The sequence below is a fragment of the Sorangium sp. So ce693 genome, assembly GCF_051521375.1.
In the GTDB taxonomy this organism is placed as follows: Bacteria; Myxococcota_A; Polyangia; order Polyangiales; family Polyangiaceae; genus Sorangium; species Sorangium atrum.
Genome location: NZ_CP150347.1, coordinates 4,796,693 through 4,814,329, shown reverse-complemented (window position 1 = coordinate 4,814,329; position 17,637 = coordinate 4,796,693). Strand labels below are relative to the sequence as shown.

Sequence of the window (17,637 nt, the reverse complement as noted above, 5' to 3'; positions counted from 1 at the left end):
AACTGCAAGTCCGACATGCCCCCACACGCGAGTTTTCGGAGACGCTGGCCGTAGAGCAGCCGCGTTCACCAGGTCGCATTCGCGCGCATCGCGGCGACAATAGCGCCCACGAGTTTATGAGCATTGCCACCGTACGTGGCCGCGATAGTTGTCGCCGATAACTCCCAACGTGCCGCACCAGTGCTCGGTGCCATGACCCCCTCCGGGCGCGGCTGAGCTCCGAGTGCCTGAGCGACGCTCGCGTCCTTGAACGCGACGGACCCGTCGTGATCGATCACGATCCGCGCCGTCTTCGGATCCCGCGGATCGTGCGAAGGCCCGAATACGTTGACATAGCCGCGGGAACTGGCGCCACGCTTCGAGAAGGCGATGTGATCCTGGCCGTGCTGGCTGTGCTCGATGAATGCGAACAACAGGTCGTTCTGAGACATCCTAACCTCCGTCCGACCGAAAGTTACACTGCGACGGCTACCAGCGGCAACGCCACGGTCGTCATCGCCCCAATGCACCGGGATCGGCGACAGGCTGGGGGCTGGGGCGCCGTGAACAGGCGGCGGGCGACATGCGCCCGGGGGCGCTGTAGACGACCTCAACGCAGGGAAGGGAGACGGCGATGCCACCAGGGTTCGTTCGACGAGCTCATACTGTGCGCGATCCACCCACAAGAGTTTCGCGTACACCAAGCGGAGCCATGCAGTTGACGTCTCGGAGCTCCCGTAGCGGGTCGCCTGCTTCATGATCTTCTGGACGATCCAGTTGTGACCATGGTCGCGAACAGTCGCGAGGCGTATCCACGCGGACGAGCGTTTGCCCTTGCTTCGCAAGCTGAACCTTCAGGTTGTACTCATCGCTGGGTTGGCGTCTGCTCTCCAGAGCTATCACGACCTCGACACCACGACCACGAACCAGCGACCAGGTTGGACGCAAGCGTTGCCGCCGCGCGGCGCTGGATGTAAGGGACGTGAAAGGCGCGGGCGAGGCGCCCTTCACAGAGGCGGGCTCGCGCTGCTCAGGAAGTGCGGTCAGGAACGGTCACGACCCGGGTCAACTCGCCGATCGGGTACATGCCGCCGCACTGCACGCAGGAGAGCCGCGTGCCGTCGTCGGTGCTCGTGATGCAAAACGTCTCGCCGCTGTAGGCGACGCAGTGTGCACGCGGCGGGTAGGACGACCTGCGCGATCCGGCCGACATGGTGGGCTTCCTGAACGTCGGGGCCTCGCGATCGACTACATCACTCGCCCGCCTGGCTGCCGCGTTCCTCGCCTTGGCTTCAATCGCAGGAGCCGACTGCGCGAGCGCAAGCAGGGATCGCACAACGCCCTCGGGCAGGACTTCACGGTAGTACCGGAACACGTCGGGGTGTCCCGCGGCAGCGTGCAGCGAAGCGCCCAGCACGCGCTGCAGGTTGTGAAGCTGCTCCAGCCGTGTACTCCCCGGAGTCGCGTCCAGCAGCGCACGCGCGATAATCGAGAGATCGCACATGCTCTCGTCGTCCTTCGATCGTGTCTGCTCGTCATCCTTGTACATGTTCCTCCCGTCCTCACATGAATCGCAGCCGCGTTTGCGACGGCACGTTTCGTTCGCCTGGAGGAGGAGGCACCGGGCCGGCCGGTCCAAAAAGGCTTCCGGTACGCTCCCAGCTCGTCAGCCGCCAGTCCGGGGTCGTTGTGGGATCCAGCGCCTCCTGCCGATCCGGAGCAGGAGCAGGCGGCACGGGACCACCCGCGCCGAAGAGGCTGGACGTGCGCTCCTGCGCCGTCGACGGCCGCGAGGCCTGGACGGCGGTCCCCTTCGGTGCCGGCGACGTGGGCTCAAGCTTGAGCTCTCCGCCGTCTCCGTGACGTCGCGAGTCCTCGAGCAGCGCCGTGCCCTCGTTCGTCGCCACGGGTGGAGGGTCCCCGCATTCCGCGCAGCACGCCTCAGCGTCCCCGCTTCCTGCCGCGCATGACGCCTTGCCGGCGTGGTCCTTGAGGATCTGACGCGCCCAGTACCATGCGGCCGTCGACGCCTTGCGCTGCCACACCTGGATGCTGGGCGCCCAGCGGAACCCGTGCCCGCCGAGCCGCTCGCGGAGCGCCTTGGGCGGCTTCCCGTCCTCGAAACGGATCCGCACGCGGTTGTCCTCCTCGTAGATCCGCGCGTCGCCGAATTGCGCGGCGGCCGGCCTCGGAGCGGCCGCGCGCTGCTCGAGCTCTTCGATCCGGCGCCTGAGCCGCGTGAGCTCGCCGGTCGTGTTCTGCCGCACGGTCGAGACCGCCCACCTGTCGAGCGGCGGGTCCGGCGTGAGGCGCGTGATGTAGACGGGGGCGAACCCGAGCGCAGCAAGCGCCGCGCGCGCTGCGTTCCGGTCCTTGGACGTCTTCAGGACCTTCTGCGCCTGCGGGAGCAGCGCGCGGACTTCCTCGAGCGCCTCGCGCTTCGCCTTCAGCTTGACGATCGCGTCCGGGTCGTCGCTGGAGATCGCCGTGTTGCGCTCGGCGGCGGCTGCTCGGCGCTCGAGCTCCTCGGCCCGGTTCATCCCCTTGAATGCTTCGTCGTAGGTCCTTCGGATCTTGTCCCGGTACCGCCTGTCGCGACCCTCGCTGTGGTGGCCGACCAGGATCGGCTGCCCCAGCGGGATCACCTCCCCGAGCTGTCGCGCGCGCTGGTAGGTTGACTCGGCGCGCCGCCTCTCCCGGGCGGCCCTGCCCTTCATCCGCTCGATCCGCTCGCGGCGCTTCTCCTCGTGCGCCGACGCCGCGGGTGAGGTCTCAGCGAACGCGCGGGCCTCGGCGATGGCCACTTGTCGGGCGCGGTCGCTCGCGGGCGCTCTCCACGCGCCGTGCTGGTTGCTGATGGTCGCCTCCCACCAGCGGAAGCCGGCAGTTTTGAGGCGCTCCCTGATGGCCACGCAGGGCTTCTCGCGGAATCGAAGCAGGATCCAACCATCCACCTCCTCGATATGGGTTCCTGCAACTTCGACGTCCTCGTTGACCTCATCGAGCGCGCGCAGAGCGCTTTCCTCGTCCGCGCGCGCGTCCGCTAAAGGGCGGGCCGGTTCCTCCGGCATGTGCGCGGGCAGCGCCAGGACACGGAGCGGCGGCGGAAGCTGGAGGATGCGCACCGGCGGCGGCGTGGATGTGCGGCCGCGTGCACCCCTGCCCTTGCGGGGCTGCTTCGGAGACTTCGGCTGCTTCGACGGCTTGGGCTGCGCAGCCTTTGCCGCCGCCTCCTTCGCCTTCAGCCACCCCTCGACGGCCTGGCGCGTGGTGCGCCCACCCATCTCGAAGGTCTCGACCGGACCGCCGGCCTGCGACACGTGGATGACGCTGGAGCCAGGACCAGCGAGCTGCTCCTGCAGGATCTCCAACTCGCCCACGCGCCACGCCAACCAAAGGCGATCCTCCAGGGCAGCACGCTCCGCGCGCTCTTCCAGGGAGGGATGCCGGAGGACGTGAACACTTTCGACCTTCTTGCCCTTCACCATCGAGAGCTTCCAGCCGCGCCCCTTGGGCACCGGCGGAGGCCGGCGCTCGTCCTGCTCGATCTCCGCTTCGAGCTCGCGCTGGGCGCGCTCCGTTTCCGCGCGGCGCGCCTGCTCTTCGGCGAGCTCGCGGTCGAGCTGTGCCTGTGTGGATGCCTGACGCTGCGCGTGGAATGTCGCGACCTCGCTCGGATTTGCGTCGACCCAGTCCAGGAACGCTTCCCAGCGGGCCCGATGCCGGTTCGCCCTGAGCGACCCCTTGATCTGGTTCCACAAGCCGTGGAGGTGCTCCGGGATATTCTGCAGCGCGAGGTCGTTCGCCTCGGAAAGACGCTCCCCCGCGGTGCGCCTGGGCCGCTGCTTCGTGTCAGCGACCTTCTCCGCGCGCTGCACTCTGAGCCGGTCCTTCAGATCGACGCTCTTGTCGTGGTGCGCGCGGAACGGCTCCACGGCTCCCCTGAGGTACTCCGGAATGCTCGCCGGATCATGCGGCCCAGCCAGGATCCCGCGGAGAGCGGGCGCGTTGCACGGGCTCTTGATCTGCTTCTTGACGGCTCGGCGGTCGGCACGAAGGCTCTTGACGGTTTCGTTGAAGCGCGCGTCTTGGTCGTCGAGCTGCGGCCGCTTGGACAGCAGGCAGGCCTCTCGTGCCTTCTTGATCTCCTCATTCGCGCCGGCTCTGAGCTGGCGGATCTGGGCCCGGAGGTCCTTGATCGTGTTGCGGTCCTCGCGGGAGATCTGCTGCCGCAGCTCCTTGCGCGAGAACCTGTGTGATCCCATTCGAGGCATGGCTGGTTACTCCCGTTTCTGTGAACCCGCATCCGAACCGGACGACGCCCTCACGGCGACGCCCAGAAGAAGGTCGGAGCCGATGATCAGCCCGGAGATGATGAAGGCGTCCTTGCCGTTGCTCTGTCAGCCATAGGTCACCCTTGGCGCCGTCTTGACGGCGATCGCCACACTGAAGAGGGCCAGCGCGATGCCCAGCCCCATGAGCGTGGGCAGTTGGGCACCGACCTCCTGGAGCAGCGGTTGTGCCGCTTCCTTGAGGTCGTGCCCGGCCTCTTTCACGACTGCGCTCACCTCCCGAGCAGCCTTGTCTGCAACGGCGGCCGTCTGCATGAAGCGGCTTGACCCCTCGATGTCGAACGGCGTTCCAATCGGCAAGGATCGGAAGGTGCCGCCGCGCGCTTTGTCGTAGTCCTCGGCGTAGAGCTCCATGGCCATGACGTCCGCCGATGCCGCGCCGATGGCGGTCACGTCCGGAGAGCGGTCCCACGAGGAGAGGAACTCCTGCACGGCGCGTTGCTGGCCGCGGGTGTTCGGGAGCTTCTCACGAACGCCCCACGCCTGGAGCCTACCCCAGCGTTCGCGGATCTCCGCGACTCTTGCCTTGGACTCGTCGCTCGGTCCGAAGACCCACTCCTCGATGCCGTCGCTCTGCTCGGGCACGCGCGCCACGGGGGGACGGCCCCGTCGTGTCCGGGGCGCTCGGGTCCTCTCTGTCGGCTGTCGCTTGCGCGTGACTCGCTTCTCATTTGTAGACATCAAGCCACCTCCTATCCATGCCTTTGCTTTGCAGATAATCGAGCAGATCCACCGCGTTCCCCTGTCGATCGCGAGCGACGCGCCGCACGAGAACGCACGTTTGGGAGTAGTCGTAGTGCGCAGCGTCGTGGCGCCCGCCGACCGACTGGATCGGCTTGGCGTTGCCTGGTTGGATCCAGCCGTAGTTGACGGCGCCACGCTCCGCGAGGCGCGGGTGCAGGATCCACCCTTTGCCCACATCGCGAATCAGGACACCGTCGCGCGGCTCGTACGCGTCGATGTTGGCGGAATGGTCGACCGCTCGACCGACGCTCGACATCAGCCGATCCGGCGGGAGAGCCTTGGGCTGCACCTTGATCGGCGCGGCCTTCCACGCGCCCTCCCAGAACTCGACCGTGGGCGAGATCGCGCCCAGGGTACGCGCGATCCTCATCTGCTCCTGGTAGCTCACGGGCAGACGCACAGCGGGACAGTGCCGCTCCTCCCTCCCGAGCCGGAGCGTCACCGGCGCACGGAGCGCATCCGCAGTCACCTCGATCACGAGCTCGCCGACGTCGACCGGGACCCACACGGGCGGAAGCACCCGCCCCTCGGCCAGGGCCCGCTCGAGCAGACCGGCCGCTGGCTGCTCGGGCGTGAAGACCCACGGTCCCCCGCCATTCGCCCGGCTGGTAGCCGGGCTGCCGTTCGCGACCGTTGGGGTTGTAGGGGCAGCTGCGGCGGCTCCAGGCGACGCCGCCGCGCCTGGCGAAGGCTCCGCAGCTGCGACAGCCGCGGGCTCTGGAGCAGCCGGAAGGGCTGGGCCGGTCGCACGGGCGATGCCCCCCTCCCCCAGCGCAGCCTCGAGGATCTGCCCGTCGACCGTAATCCGGCGGCCCCTGGCCCCGCGGCAGATCACCGCGGCGACCGCGTACACGTCGCCGATGGTGAAATACCCTTTCTTCTCCCGATCGAAGCCCCGGTTGACCGCGTACACCTTGCCGCGCCAGTCCTTCGGCTTCGTCTTGGCGACCGTCGCCTCCTTGTCCTCGATGCCCAGCTTGAAATCCTCGGGGTTGTTGGCATCCGCTGGGAGGAAATTAAGCATGTACAAGTGGCCCGGATTCGCGCCGCGGGCGGCCTTCATCCGCGCATAATAGGGCTTGATCACGCGCTCGATCTGTTCCTCCGCCGACATGCGAGCCACAGAGAGGATCGCCTCTTTGGTGGTGAACCCATCCAGCTTTGCCCCGGTGGTAAGCTGAATGAGGCCGGCTGCCGGAAGCGGGTTCAAGGCAGCCGGATCGAATCCGATCGACTCGTTGCTGATGATGGCGGCCAACGAGTCGATGGGGATCCCGAGCTCTTCGCACATGTCCAAGAGCATCCCGCGGAACCGTGGGGTCATCTTCTCCAGCCCACGAGCGAGCAGAATCGTGTTCGTCGGCGCGCCCCTTGGTTCGGGCCGTGCCCCATGCCAGCGGAGCCATGAGGCAGGAAGCGGTGCGATCGGCTCGATGCCGGGAGCGTACCGCGCCAGCTCGAGTGAGGAGCTGCTACGGCCTGACTTGCGCCAGGATCGGACGATATCGCGGCCGAGATTGGCCGCAGCAGGTAGTAACGCTAGGAGAGCACCCAACATGGAACTTCATCCCCACCACTCGGAGATCAGAGTGATGCTTGTCGGCGCGAGACCGGAGATCCCGCCGCCGTGAGTAAGGTTGAGCACGGGCTCAGGACCATCGTTCAGGTCCATCACTGCGTCGCCCGTGACGTGAATGGGCGTATGGTCAAGCCTGCCGGCGTTGCCACCTACCCTGAACCGCACACCCGGGTCCGCGCTGCGGACGCGGCTGTGATATGCAGGCACGACGAACCGCGCGCCGGTGACGCGCGTAGTGAGCGGGTGCCACGAGGGGACGGCAGATCCGCACTCACTGAGGGAGGTCGAGAGCTCGTAGGTCTCCTCCGGTGAGCCACCGGTGAGGTAGAGAGAGCCCGGCAAGTTGAGATGGATCTGACCGTTGAGGTCGAACTCCACCTGCATGGACGAGTCCTGTTCCTCCCCGCCAAGGCCGACGACGGCCGGCCTGATCTTGCCCACGTCGGTCACGTACAGCGCGTGAAGATGCCTCCCCGTGCGAGGGTGCGGCCGAGCCGCACCGCGGATCGAGCAGTGGATCTGCACTGGCCTGCACACGTCCAGCAGCTTGATCTGGGCATCGCCCTGACCTCGGATGCGCCACACGGAGAACGCACCTATTCCTCGTCCTCGAGGTCTTCGTCGTCGCCGTCGGCGTCCTCGTCGTCCTCGTCGAGCTCGCACGCGCCAGAGGCGCAACCGCCCGCTCCCTCGTCCTCGTCCTCGTCCTCGTCACCGGCGTCCTCGTCGTCGCCGTCGGCGTCCTCATCACCGTCAGCGTCCTCGTCGTCCTCGTCCTCGTCCTCGTCGCCGTCGGCGTCCTCGTCGTCCTCGTCCTCGTCGCCGTCAGCGTCCTCGTCGTCCTCGTTCTCGTCGCCGTCAGCGTCCTCGTCGTCGCCGTCCTCGCCGCCGTCAGCGTCCTCGTCGTCCTCGTCCTCGTCCTCGTCCTCGTCGCCGTCAGCGTCCTCGTCCTCGTCGCCGTCGTCCTCGTCGCCGTCAGCGTCCTCGTCGTCGCCGTCCTCGTCCTCGTCCTCGTCGGCGTCCTCGTCCTCGTCGCCGTCGGCGTCCTCGTCGCCCTCGTCCTCGTCGTCCTCGTCGCCGTCGCCGTCGCCGTCGGCGTCCTCGTCCTCGTCGCCGTCGCCGTCCTCGTCCTCGTCGCCGTCGGCGTCCTCGTCGCCGTCGCCGTCGGCGTCCTCGTCCTCGTCGCCGTCGCCGTCGCCGTCGCCGTCCTCGTCCTCGTCGCCGTCGCCGTCCTCGTCGCCGTCAGCGCCCTCGTCGTCCTCGTCCTCGTCGTCGCCGTCGGCATCCTCGTCTCCGGTGCCGTGCGCTTGGCTCGCGCGCCTGGCCTTGCCGCTGGCGCACACCGCGCAGCAGGCGCCGCCGCTGCCCAGCTCCTCGGGCTCCTCGTCGGCCTCCTCCGAAGCGCTGACGAGCTCGTCCTCGCTGGCGTGCGGCTGCTCGATGGCTGCGCGTGCAACGGCCGGATGAATCGGCAGACCCGGAGAGAGGGCCACCTGGGCGAGCGCGAGGCGGATCGCCACCAGCGTTTCATTGGGCGCGCCGTTCTTGTCCTCGAGCGGCTGCATGAGAGCCGAGGCAACCGCCTGCTGGGCCTTGGGCGAGCCGGCTTGCATCGCCGCGACCAAGGCGAGCGCGGCCTGCGCCTTCGAGATCGCTGCGTCGTCCGTCTGCTGTGCGAGCTGCGGATCCCGTTTGGCGAGCACCTTCCGGAGCCGGCTCGCCTTGGCCGCGAGGATTCGCGCCGTGGCCCTGCGGCGGGCCGCCGGGCGAGCGGGGGCTTTGGCCTGCGCCGCCGGCTGCACCGGGGCGCGCTGGACCTTCGCGGCGCGTCGGTCCTGCTCCGGGCCAGGCGGCGGGGCGCGCCGGGCCTGAGCTTTCCTGGCGTCGGCCTCGGCGGCGCTGCCGAACAGCCCTCCGATGGCACCGAGGCCTACGGAGAGCGCGCCGGCGATCGCGCCAGCGGGCGGGTAGACAGCGACGAGCGCGCCGGCGGCTGCGCCCGATACCTGAGCCGCCGTGCCAAATCCTTGTGCAGCCTGTGCGTTGGAAATCCCACCAGAGCCGAGCTCCGGGCGGTCAAACATATCGGGTGTGATGAGCACTGAATAGGCCTCCGCGTTGTATTTATGTGGATTCATGGGCTCCATTCCCGCGCGTACGGACGGGTCATTGATGGTGCCGTCCGACTCGCGCAGGAAATAGTGCCAGTTCCGCCGACCCGTCCTGGAGATACACAGGTAGATCGGCCGCTTTCTGCCGAGCCAGACGGCCCAGCGGATCGCGAGGTCCTCACAGTCGCCGCGCCGAAGCGCGTCGGTCTGCTCGGGTCGCTGCCACTGGTCGTCGCGGCGGAACCGGCGGTTGCGACGCCGCGAGTCCCGCTCATACCGCAGATCTGCAGGCGGCGCTGCGGTGATGGTGGACGAGACGACCATCCGCCGCATGACGTAGAGAGAGTCTTGTGGCGTGAGCGGGATCGCGGGGTTCAGCATGACATGAGCGCTCCTCTCAGCGCACGACGCCCTTACGGGCAAAGATGTTTCGGAACCCGCTCGAGAGCGAGCGGAACGAGAGAATGGCGGGCGCCGGTTTGCCCTTCTTGGTGCTGCCGCAGTCGGTACTGATCATCCAGGCTGTCAGTCCACGGAACCGCTGCGGCTGGTCGGAGATATTGCGCACGGTGCACTCGATCGTGGTGCCGCCGTCGAACACGCGACCGGTGAGCGGGCCGGGCCGATCAAGCCGGTGGGTGGTCGTCAGGAACGACGCCAGATTGATCGGACTGCCGCCGATGACGTCGTACCCGGCCACTTTCAGCGAGGTGACGACGAAGTTCGCGGCATCCTCAGTGCAAGCGACCCAGTAGACGAGGAAGGCGTCGTTGGGCAGCGTGATCCGGAAAGAGTCGGTCGCTCCTGCGTTGATCGGCGTGGCCGGATCGGCGCCGATCAGCGAGTAGGCCCTGTTTGGCCGGGAGTTTTCCATCGCGGCCATGTTGGCCATCGCGCCCATGTATGCACCGACGCCGCGATCGACGACGGTGGAGGACTGAGCGGCGGTGGTCCGCTTGCCCACTTGGATCGTGCGACGCTTCAGCGCTTTGGGCACGATGCGCTTCAGCTTCTGCTTGGCGACCTTGGCCCTCGACCCCTCGCCGAGTTCATTCAAAATGTCGTGCATTACTTCCTCTCTTCGTCTGGAACGTTGTTGACCTGGATGTGCTCCGTGACTTTCGTCAGGAGCTCAAACACGAGATCGGTGCCTGCCTCGGCCTTGAGCTTCTCGACCGTTTCCGGGGTGAGCCGAGGCCAGATGTCGGCGATCACGGCCTCGACAGACCGCGACGGCTCGGAGTTCGGCTGCGGGAGGGCGCCTCCCCGCTTCTGTCCGATGTAGTGAACGGCGACGGCCCCGCCGACGTCGCGCAGCGTGTTGAGCAGCGCGTGAACGCGCTGCTCCTTGAGCGCGAGTTCGGCGCGACGGAGCTCGAACTCGAGCTCCAGGCGCTTCGTCTCGACGCTCGCGCGGCGCAGCTCACCGATCTCCTCCTGGAGCGAGGCGATCTTGAGGTTCGCATCGGTAAGGAGGCTCTGATAGCCCTCCACGATGCGCTGCTGCGCGCTGAGCCCGCCGTTGAGCTGGGCGATCGTGTCGTTCGCCCCCCGGGTGATCTCGCGCGCCAGGCGCGTGAGCTCCTCGGTCAGCACAGCGGCATCGACAGCGCGCACGCCGCGTTTCTGGCCGTCGCCGTTCACGCGTCACCCTTCAGCGCTTGGCAACGGCGGTGGCGTTGTTCGTGGGGGCCGTACCGGGCGTGGAGACGGCCTTGCGCTCGCCCCACTGCCGTGCGGCCTCGTAGAGCGGGCCGGCGACCAGACCGCGACCGGCGGCGCTGAGCAGCTCGGCGCTCAGGACGTCGTCGACGAGGACGCCGCCGAGGGCAGCGCCGAAGCCGGCCAGGCTAGTGATCTTGGCGGGGCCGATCTTCTCGCTGCTCTTGGCGGTGAGATAGCCGTCGAGGGCGCCGCCGACCATGGCCGCGCCCATGGTGGTCGCGGTGGACAGGCCCATGACGACGCGCCCCTTGGTCGTCTGGACGGTGAGGGAAGCGGAAAGCTGCTGAAGCTGGGCCTCCTTGTCGTTGGCCAGGCGCTTGAGCCCTTCCATATCGCGCCTCATCAGCGCGAGCTTGTTGTCATTCGATGCCTGGACGAGCGCGAGCTGCGCCGACGCAGGCGAGAGAGTCGCTGTTGCCATACCCCAAACCTCCATTGGTGATTGGGTTCGGGAGGAACCCTGAACGAGAGCACGCGAGAACGCCCGAAAGTGTATCTCGGAGAGAAAGGTATCTCGGCGCGAGATACGTTTTTCGCGGTCCGCTCCAAGGACCTTTCGGTTCGCGCACTTAGCCAGTAACGACGGGGCTCTGAAGGCGCCGTTCCGGGCCGTTGGAGAGGGGTGTTTTTTGTATCTCGGAGCGCCCGCTGGACGCCGCGGAAGCGGTTCCTTTCGATCGTCCGGTGGCGCCTCACTCTTTCATGCGGCACCTCAGGTCCTGCCGCGGCTTAGGCGCTCTACATATCGGACTTTAATACGACCTACCAACGCAAGAAGAAGACATCATCGTTTGATACACTCTTTAAAGAGCACAACATCCACATCGGATCGACTTGGCACCTTCGCGCACATGTGCATGATCAGGCGGCATGAGTTCGCCGCGGCGTTGGTACGAGCTCGCCTGTGGGATTGTCCGCGCACCGAGAACGGTGCTGGAAGAGTGCATCCAGGTGAACAGGCAAACCCGGTGCTCCCTCCGGGCCATCGCACGCCTTCATCCCGAGATCGGTAGGCTGGCCGACGACCTGGAGGCGCCCTGGAACGTCATCCGAAAGATAGCGCACGCGCCGGGTGCGGCGGCGCAGTGGGAGCGCGCGGGGCAGCTCCTGGGCGAGCTCGCCGAGCGCCGGGCCGCACGTGCGCCGCGCCGGTCGCGACTCGAAGCGGCCCGCGTCGAGGCGCTTCGGCGCATGGGGCCGCCGGAGGGGGCGATGCTGGGTCGCCGCCAAGAGCGGCGCGCGACCGATCCGGGGTGGCCACGGTCTGCGTGATGCAGTAGGCTGACCGGTTGAACTTTCGGCATTTCCAGGGGTGGGGTCGGAGTCAGAGGGACATGACGAACTGGTCGGACCGCGTCCGAAAACTGCGGCGAGCGCTAGACGTCACCCAGCAGCGCTTCGGGCTGATGTGCGGTGCGTCACTGGTGACGGTGAGCCGATGGGAGGGCGGCCGGGCGCAGCCCGCCCTCAAGGCGCCGGATCTCGCAATGCTCGAGACCGCGGTCCGGCATCACGGTGCGAGCCTCGTGCGGGATCGGATGCTCCGCGTGTGCGGGAACGAGGTGAAGCGCCGGCGCGAGCTCGTGCGCCTGTCGGACGTGGAGCCCCCCTCGTCGTGGGCGAAGAGCTCTCGGGTCCCCGACGCCGCCGGCGCAGGCGCGTCAGGTGCGGCGTCTTCGCCGGCGTCGCGTTCGTCCGCGCGCCCGCCGACGAGCGCCGGCGGATAACTGGCGACGGCAGGGCCGAGAACACGGCCGTGCGGCGGGGGTCTTCAAGGACGTTGAGGAGCTGGCGGAGCACTCCCGTGCTCCGCACCACATCGATCAGGTGGACAAGATCAGCCGGGCGTACCCCGCTTTGCGAAGTGCGCATGGCACCGGCGGAACATCTCCTGCCATCGAGCGTACTCCGTCGGGTGCTCGCGGAGCCGCTCCTTCCAGGCTGTATCGATCGCTGACCGCTTCTCGGCGGAGCCCAGCCCGTATCGCCGGAAGATCTCCTCGGCCGCGTCAGGGAACAAGGCCAGCTCGGCACAGAGCGCGGCGTATCGGGCGAGCGGCAGGACGATGTCGATCGGCTCGGCGAGGTGCGCTGGACCGCTCGTGCCAGCTTTGCTCGACGGCGAGGGAGACAGCGGCGTCGTGGAACTCTGGGAGGTGCCTCCGGTCACCGCAGCCTGCGCGCTCGCGGTTTGCCTCAGCAGCTCACGGGGGATCTCGAGGCTCAGGGACGTCTCTCCGAGCTGAGCCGGAGCTTGCGGAGCCCGTTTCGATGAGGCCGGCGCTCCGGCAGGCCTCGCCGGAGCCGTTTCGGCAACGGGAATCGCCGGGCCTCGCGGGAGCGCCTGCACCGGTGATGTCTCCGCGGCCTCCCGAGGTGCCCGTGGCCGCTGCGGCTGGGCTGTCGGCGTGGGTGGCCGAGGAGCCGCCGATGCCTCGGGCGCGAACGGCAGAGCTGGGCCGCGGGGGACGTCCACGAGCGGCCCGGTCTCCGCGACCACGGGTGGCGGGGGCTTCACCGCCGCCGACACGGTGGACCGCGGGAATGGCAGCGCCGCCCCCCGTGGAATGTCGGGCAGGGGCGCCGTGCCGGTGAGCGACTCCGCAGCGCGCGGAGGCTTCGGTTCGGCCCTCACGATCGCGATCTCGCCTTGCGCGGGCATGAAGGGGATCACCGCTGCTCGGGGCACGTCCAGCAGGGGTCCCGTGCCCTGCAGCGCCTTCGGGGTCGCCGCCCCACCGGAGAACGGCGCGGACGGCGCAGGCAAGACGGCGAGCGGTGCGATCGAGCCCTCGACGTCAGCGACGTCCCGCGCCCGGGCGAGGAGCATCTCCAGCCGGTGCGCGTGGTGCGCCTCCAGCCGCTCGAAGTCCTTCGCCAGCACCACATCGCGCCCCAGCACCGCCCGCCACCCCTGATGAAGCGCGGCGAGCGCCGCCTCGTCCCCTAAGCCGTGGCGCCGCAACACCCCTTCGCGCTGCTCGGGCAGTGCCTCGAGCTCCGCGCACAGCGCCGCGTACTCGGCCAGACCCAGACCGGGCTCGCTGGGCATCACCGCCGCGGTGGGATCGTTTGTGGGCGCGTTCGCCGCTCCCCGTGCGTCGGCCATCCTCGACGGCCTCAGCACACGGGAGCCGACCCGTAGCGGTCCAAGCTTCCCGGGTTTCGCGCGAAGCTCCACGAGGAGCTCGCCGAGCTTCGCATCCTCCTCCACGCGCCGCGCCCAGCGGCGGCGGAGCCGGGAGACGTCGTTCATGCCCAGATCATTCCCGTGCAGCAGCTCGAACGGCGCCGGATGCGCCTCAAAGGCAGCGAGGAAGCTGGCCCAGGCGGCCGCCTCCTCCGCGAGCGGCTCGACCGATCGCTCCAGCCAGTCCTCCGCCTGCGCCAGCTCCAGCTCGTACGCCGCGAGCAGCTCCGGCTCGGCGACCAGCCGCTGCTTCCAGGCGAGATCGGCCCGCGCGAACGCACGCGGCGTCAGCCCCTCGACTGCGAGCACGTCCGCGAGCGGGAACCCCTCGGTCACCGCCGCCGTTACGGCCGCAACCTGCGCCAGCGAGACCCCTCCGCTGGCTTCCTGCGCTCCCGATGCGGGCTTCGTGGCTACCGCCATCCCCTGGCCCCTAATCGCCGACCAGCACGGTGCCGGACGCGAGCACCCTTCCGTTCGGCGCGTCGGCCGGGTCGTTGCAGGTCAGTGCCGGATCGCCGAGGTGCGCGGCCGGCTTGTTGTTGATCAGCACCGTCTTGCTGCCCGCCTGGATCCGAGCTTGGTTCGACGGAGGACGCTGAAAGGCACCTCCAGTGGGCAGGTGCGCGGGCGCATTCGCTGCGGTGCTCCCCTGGACCGCGGCCGGCTTGCCCTCGACGAGGACATCCGCACTCAGCTCGCCGGACAGGTCCCCACTGAACGGCATCGGCGTCGGCGTCGGCACAGGGCCGCCGGGCGAGGGCACCATCACTAGATGCGTGTCGACGCCGATGACCTTGTCGCCTTGCTTCGCGGCGGGTTTGCCTGGCTTGGGGGGCTGCGACCGCATGTTCTCTCCGAGCTATCCTGCGCCGCTTACGGCACTTCGTGGTCGAGTTGAGGAGAAGCCACGAGTGGGAGTGGCTCGCCGGTCTGATTCACCAGAACGGACAGTACGTTGCGCGCTGTCATTGTTCCGCTCTATTCCCCTATCAACGGTACCCGAGGGCCTCCCTGAGCTTGGAGGTGTCGATGAAACCCCGGAGCGGATCTTTCTTTTCATCCGTGCTGCGCTTGTTCTGGGCAACACCCTGCCACTTTCCTTGCGGAAGCTGGATCTTCTTGCGCTCTTCGGGGCTGAGGTTCGCCAGGGCCTCGTTCCACCCGGCCTCGCCGTCGTCGTCACGAAAATCGAAGGATTTCCCGTCCAGCGTCATGAATCGATAATGCGGACGCTGCCGTTGCTTATCAGATGGGGCGTAGAACGCTTCGGGCTCACAGGATGCGATAATGGATATGTGACCTCCGGCTTTACGGTCGGCCATGAAGATATCTCCCGGCTTGGGCGCATACCCGTCCCCCGGAGGATGCCAGACGAGGAGGCCGGTGGGCGTGCCCTTCGCTTTCTGGTTCTGGTGGAATACCTCCAGCGAGAGCCCCTTTGCATAGGCCTCCACCATGTTCAGGTTCTGTCCGAACGTCCACACACCGTTGAGGGCTTCACGGTTAAGGAATTTGCCGAGCTCCACGCGCGTGATCTTGTCCTCCGGACTGCCACGCAAGACCCAGGCCTTCCAGAACACCCATGACACGAAGTCGCCGCACCAGGAGTGAAAGTCATTCGGAACCATGTTCGATTCCTCGCGCGCCTTAGCATTGGCGAGCTTCTCTTCCATTCCCTCTTTCTTCAGCCGCTCGAGCGCTGCGGTGTACTTCGCCTCTCGTGCCGCTGCCCTCGCCTCGTGCGGTCTCTGGCACTTCCCCTTCTCCTTGACCCCAGGGAAGGTGGGCAGCATGCCCGGGCACGCAGCGCCGCTCTGGCTGCCGTGTCGGTTCTCGGTGATCTCGAGGACCAGCGGGCTCCACTCGATGCTGTTGACGGCTTGCCAGGCGATGTCGACGAGCCAGTCCTTGGGGCTGATCACGGTGACCTGCCCTGTCCCCTTGGGCACGTGGCTGCTTCTTCCCGGCTCCTCCGGCCGCTCGGCCAGCGGTCGTGCCTGCGTGGGGGCGGCCCCGTCGGCGGCATCCGCCTCCGGCTCCGGCGCTGGGGCCGGCTCCTTCCTGCGGTCCACGACGTAGGTGGCGTTCACGTTGCTGCCCACCTTCGGGCCTTGCACCTTGGTGAGGATGTAAGCACCGCCGGGGGTGGCGCCGTAGTCGTTGCCGCCGACGAAGGGGTTGTTCCAGTACAGCGTCACCGAGCCGCTCGAGCCGCGGTAGGTCACGCGGCCCTCGGTCCCGGTCATGAAGCCGTCGGACTCGGCCGACCAGACCACTGTCGCTCCGCACGTGGGCGGTGGTTCTTGGCCCGGGGTGAGGATCCCGTGGTCGAGCTGAGGAGGGCCCACGAATGTGAGCGGCTCGCCCGTAGAGTTCATCAGAGTGCACAGTACGCTTCGTGCTGCCATATCCCTGCTCGCTTCCGCCGACGCCCGCCCGGTGCCAGCTCGAAGAGATCGCTGATCAGTGGTGCAGTGTACCAGGAGCCGGGGGGCGGGTTGCAAGGATCGCCGGCACGTGAGTATGCATTGGGCCACCGAATTCTCTGCGGAGCTGGCTACCGGTACCGTGGGTCGGGCTCGCGCCCGGCGCGAGCCCGGTCAGGCGGTGGGAGCGGAAGAGGGCGAGTCGATGATCCTTTTCACTCTTCTCGTGAACGCCTACGACCCAGATCTCGGACAGCGACCGCACCGCGACGCTTTCCGGCATGTACGCTGCCTTCGCCTCTGGATCGACGGGCATCGGTACCTGCATCCAGGCGCCGCCTCGCGGGAGAGCCCAGACCTCCACAGCCTTCCCTCCTCGGGAAGCGTCTCGCGCCAGGCCGAGGATCACCAACGTACCGTCCTGCCCGCGAGCGGCATTTAGGATCCTCCTTGTCGGCGGAGCAGGCATCTCCGCAACAGCGGCCCCGTCGAAATGGAAGAGCATGGGCGGCGGCTTATCCTCCGCTGGGTAGAGCCCATATACCCCATAAGGCGCATCCATCCCGAGCTCATGATTACCGACGACGTAAACGTCGGTCGGACTCTCTCCGAGCAGGCGGATGTCCCATGGGTAGAACTTCCGCTTGTCGCGCTGGATCTCGGACGGCAGTGGGAGGAGAATCTCGGTCCTGTTCGGAGGCCCCGGTCGGGACAGGACGAGCCGGACCGGAACTGGTTCGCCTTCCTTCATTGCAGCGTGCGCCTCGATCGCCAGCACGTCTCCCGAGTGCCAGCCCCGCGCCGCGGTTATCCCGTATTTCTTATCGTTCGTCGCCTTGTACGAAGGACGCGGCACGGGTTGCCCAGGGCAATCGAGCACCTCCTCGTGTGCCGTCCAGGCGTCGGTGGCCTCCTCCTTGTCCACGAGCAAGCCGACCAGGCACCCTCGGCCTTGATCCCACAGGCCCTGGTAGAGGTCATCGGAGTAGTCGCCTTCTGGTACCTGGTGGACCATCTTCCAGCGAGTGCCCCCGAGGCGGAACACGCTCTCATGGTAGAAGGGATAGGTCCGGCTCGAGTTGTCCGCTGTGCGCAAGACCATCCACACCGCATCGGGCCAGCGCCCGACGAGGGTTCTCACCTCTCCCTCTGGTACGGAGGACTCCATAGGCAGACCTTCGACTATCTCTGCCGTCGACCCTACATGATCGCCATCGATCAATGCAAAGGAGGTGCCGTTGCGCTCCAGCAGGATCTGGCCGCCCTCCAGGGGCCACAGACGGGCCGTGCGGCCGGGGAGATCAGCGACCTTGTCAAACGAACTCTCTGGTCGCGAGGAAGATGGCCCCGCGGCGCCCGGTGCACGCTGCGCGACGTCTCCGCCGCGCGCGGGGGTACCAGGCGCAGCGCTCCCTGGCCGGCAGGAAATAAGCGAACATGCCACGATGACAGCGGCTAAACGAGCACCGTTCTCGGATCTCGGCGAACGCATGGGTTGAGTTCCTTCTTCGTGGATTCATGCCGCAGC

Annotated in this window: 14 protein-coding genes; all 14 read right to left on the bottom strand. The window is 67.7% G+C overall.

From position 1 onward, the window contains the following. Window positions 1-65: 65 nt before the first annotated feature. Window positions 66-431 (bottom strand): hypothetical protein, encoded by a 366-nt coding sequence (locus tag WMF14_RS18170; RefSeq protein ID WP_437802507.1) that lies wholly within the window; start codon window positions 429-431, stop codon window positions 66-68. A 578-nt stretch (window positions 432-1,009) separates the two neighbouring features. Next, on the bottom strand, window positions 1,010-1,528 hold the full coding sequence (locus tag WMF14_RS18165) for a hypothetical protein (protein ID WP_437802505.1): 519 nt from the start codon (window positions 1,526-1,528) through the stop codon (window positions 1,010-1,012). Window positions 1,529-1,541: 13 nt separating this feature from the next. Beyond that, window positions 1,542-4,244, bottom strand: a complete 2,703-nt coding sequence (locus WMF14_RS18160; protein ID WP_437802503.1) for a DUF3560 domain-containing protein — start codon at window positions 4,242-4,244, stop codon at window positions 1,542-1,544. 135 nt (window positions 4,245-4,379) lie between these two features. Next, window positions 4,380-4,916: a hypothetical protein gene (locus tag WMF14_RS18155; RefSeq protein ID WP_437802501.1), complete on the bottom strand. Its 537-nt coding sequence runs from the start codon at window positions 4,914-4,916 to the stop codon at window positions 4,380-4,382. 82 nt (window positions 4,917-4,998) lie between these two features. After that, on the bottom strand, window positions 4,999-6,366 hold the full coding sequence (locus WMF14_RS18150; RefSeq protein ID WP_437802499.1) for a hypothetical protein: 1,368 nt from the start codon (window positions 6,364-6,366) through the stop codon (window positions 4,999-5,001). Window positions 6,367-6,639: 273 nt separating this feature from the next. Further along, window positions 6,640-7,095, bottom strand: coding sequence for a hypothetical protein (locus WMF14_RS18145; RefSeq protein ID WP_437802497.1), 456 nt, complete (start codon window positions 7,093-7,095; stop codon window positions 6,640-6,642). 155 nt (window positions 7,096-7,250) lie between these two features. Further along, the gene (locus tag WMF14_RS18140) at window positions 7,251-8,219 is read right to left on the bottom strand and encodes a hypothetical protein (protein ID WP_437802495.1); all 969 of its coding nucleotides are present in this window, start codon (window positions 8,217-8,219) and stop codon (window positions 7,251-7,253) included. Between the two features lie 943 nt (window positions 8,220-9,162). After that, complete coding sequence (locus WMF14_RS18135) at window positions 9,163-9,834, bottom strand: hypothetical protein (RefSeq protein WP_437802493.1); 672 nt, start codon at window positions 9,832-9,834, stop codon at window positions 9,163-9,165. Then, a complete protein-coding gene (locus tag WMF14_RS18130) occupies window positions 9,834-10,382 on the bottom strand; it encodes a hypothetical protein (protein ID WP_437802491.1) in 549 nt (182 codons plus the stop codon). Before WMF14_RS18130 ends, WMF14_RS18135 begins: the two co-directional genes overlap by 1 nt. 37 nt (window positions 10,383-10,419) lie before the next feature. Next, window positions 10,420-10,821 carry a hypothetical protein gene (locus tag WMF14_RS18125; RefSeq protein WP_437802489.1) on the bottom strand — a complete coding sequence of 134 codons (402 nt, stop codon included), beginning with the start codon at window positions 10,819-10,821 and terminating at the stop codon, window positions 10,420-10,422. A 1,506-nt stretch (window positions 10,822-12,327) separates the two neighbouring features. Continuing rightward, window positions 12,328-14,103 carry a hypothetical protein gene (locus WMF14_RS18120; protein ID WP_437802487.1) on the bottom strand — a complete coding sequence of 592 codons (1,776 nt, stop codon included), beginning with the start codon at window positions 14,101-14,103 and terminating at the stop codon, window positions 12,328-12,330. Between the two features lie 10 nt (window positions 14,104-14,113). Then, window positions 14,114-14,530 (bottom strand): PAAR domain-containing protein, encoded by a 417-nt coding sequence (locus WMF14_RS18115; RefSeq protein WP_437802485.1) that lies wholly within the window; start codon window positions 14,528-14,530, stop codon window positions 14,114-14,116. 142 nt (window positions 14,531-14,672) lie between these two features. Then, window positions 14,673-15,959, bottom strand: a complete 1,287-nt coding sequence (locus tag WMF14_RS18110; RefSeq protein WP_437802483.1) for a hypothetical protein — start codon at window positions 15,957-15,959, stop codon at window positions 14,673-14,675. Between the two features lie 187 nt (window positions 15,960-16,146). Further along, the gene (locus tag WMF14_RS18105; RefSeq protein ID WP_437802481.1) at window positions 16,147-17,277 is read right to left on the bottom strand and encodes a hypothetical protein; all 1,131 of its coding nucleotides are present in this window, start codon (window positions 17,275-17,277) and stop codon (window positions 16,147-16,149) included. Between the last annotated feature and the right edge of the window lie 360 nt (window positions 17,278-17,637).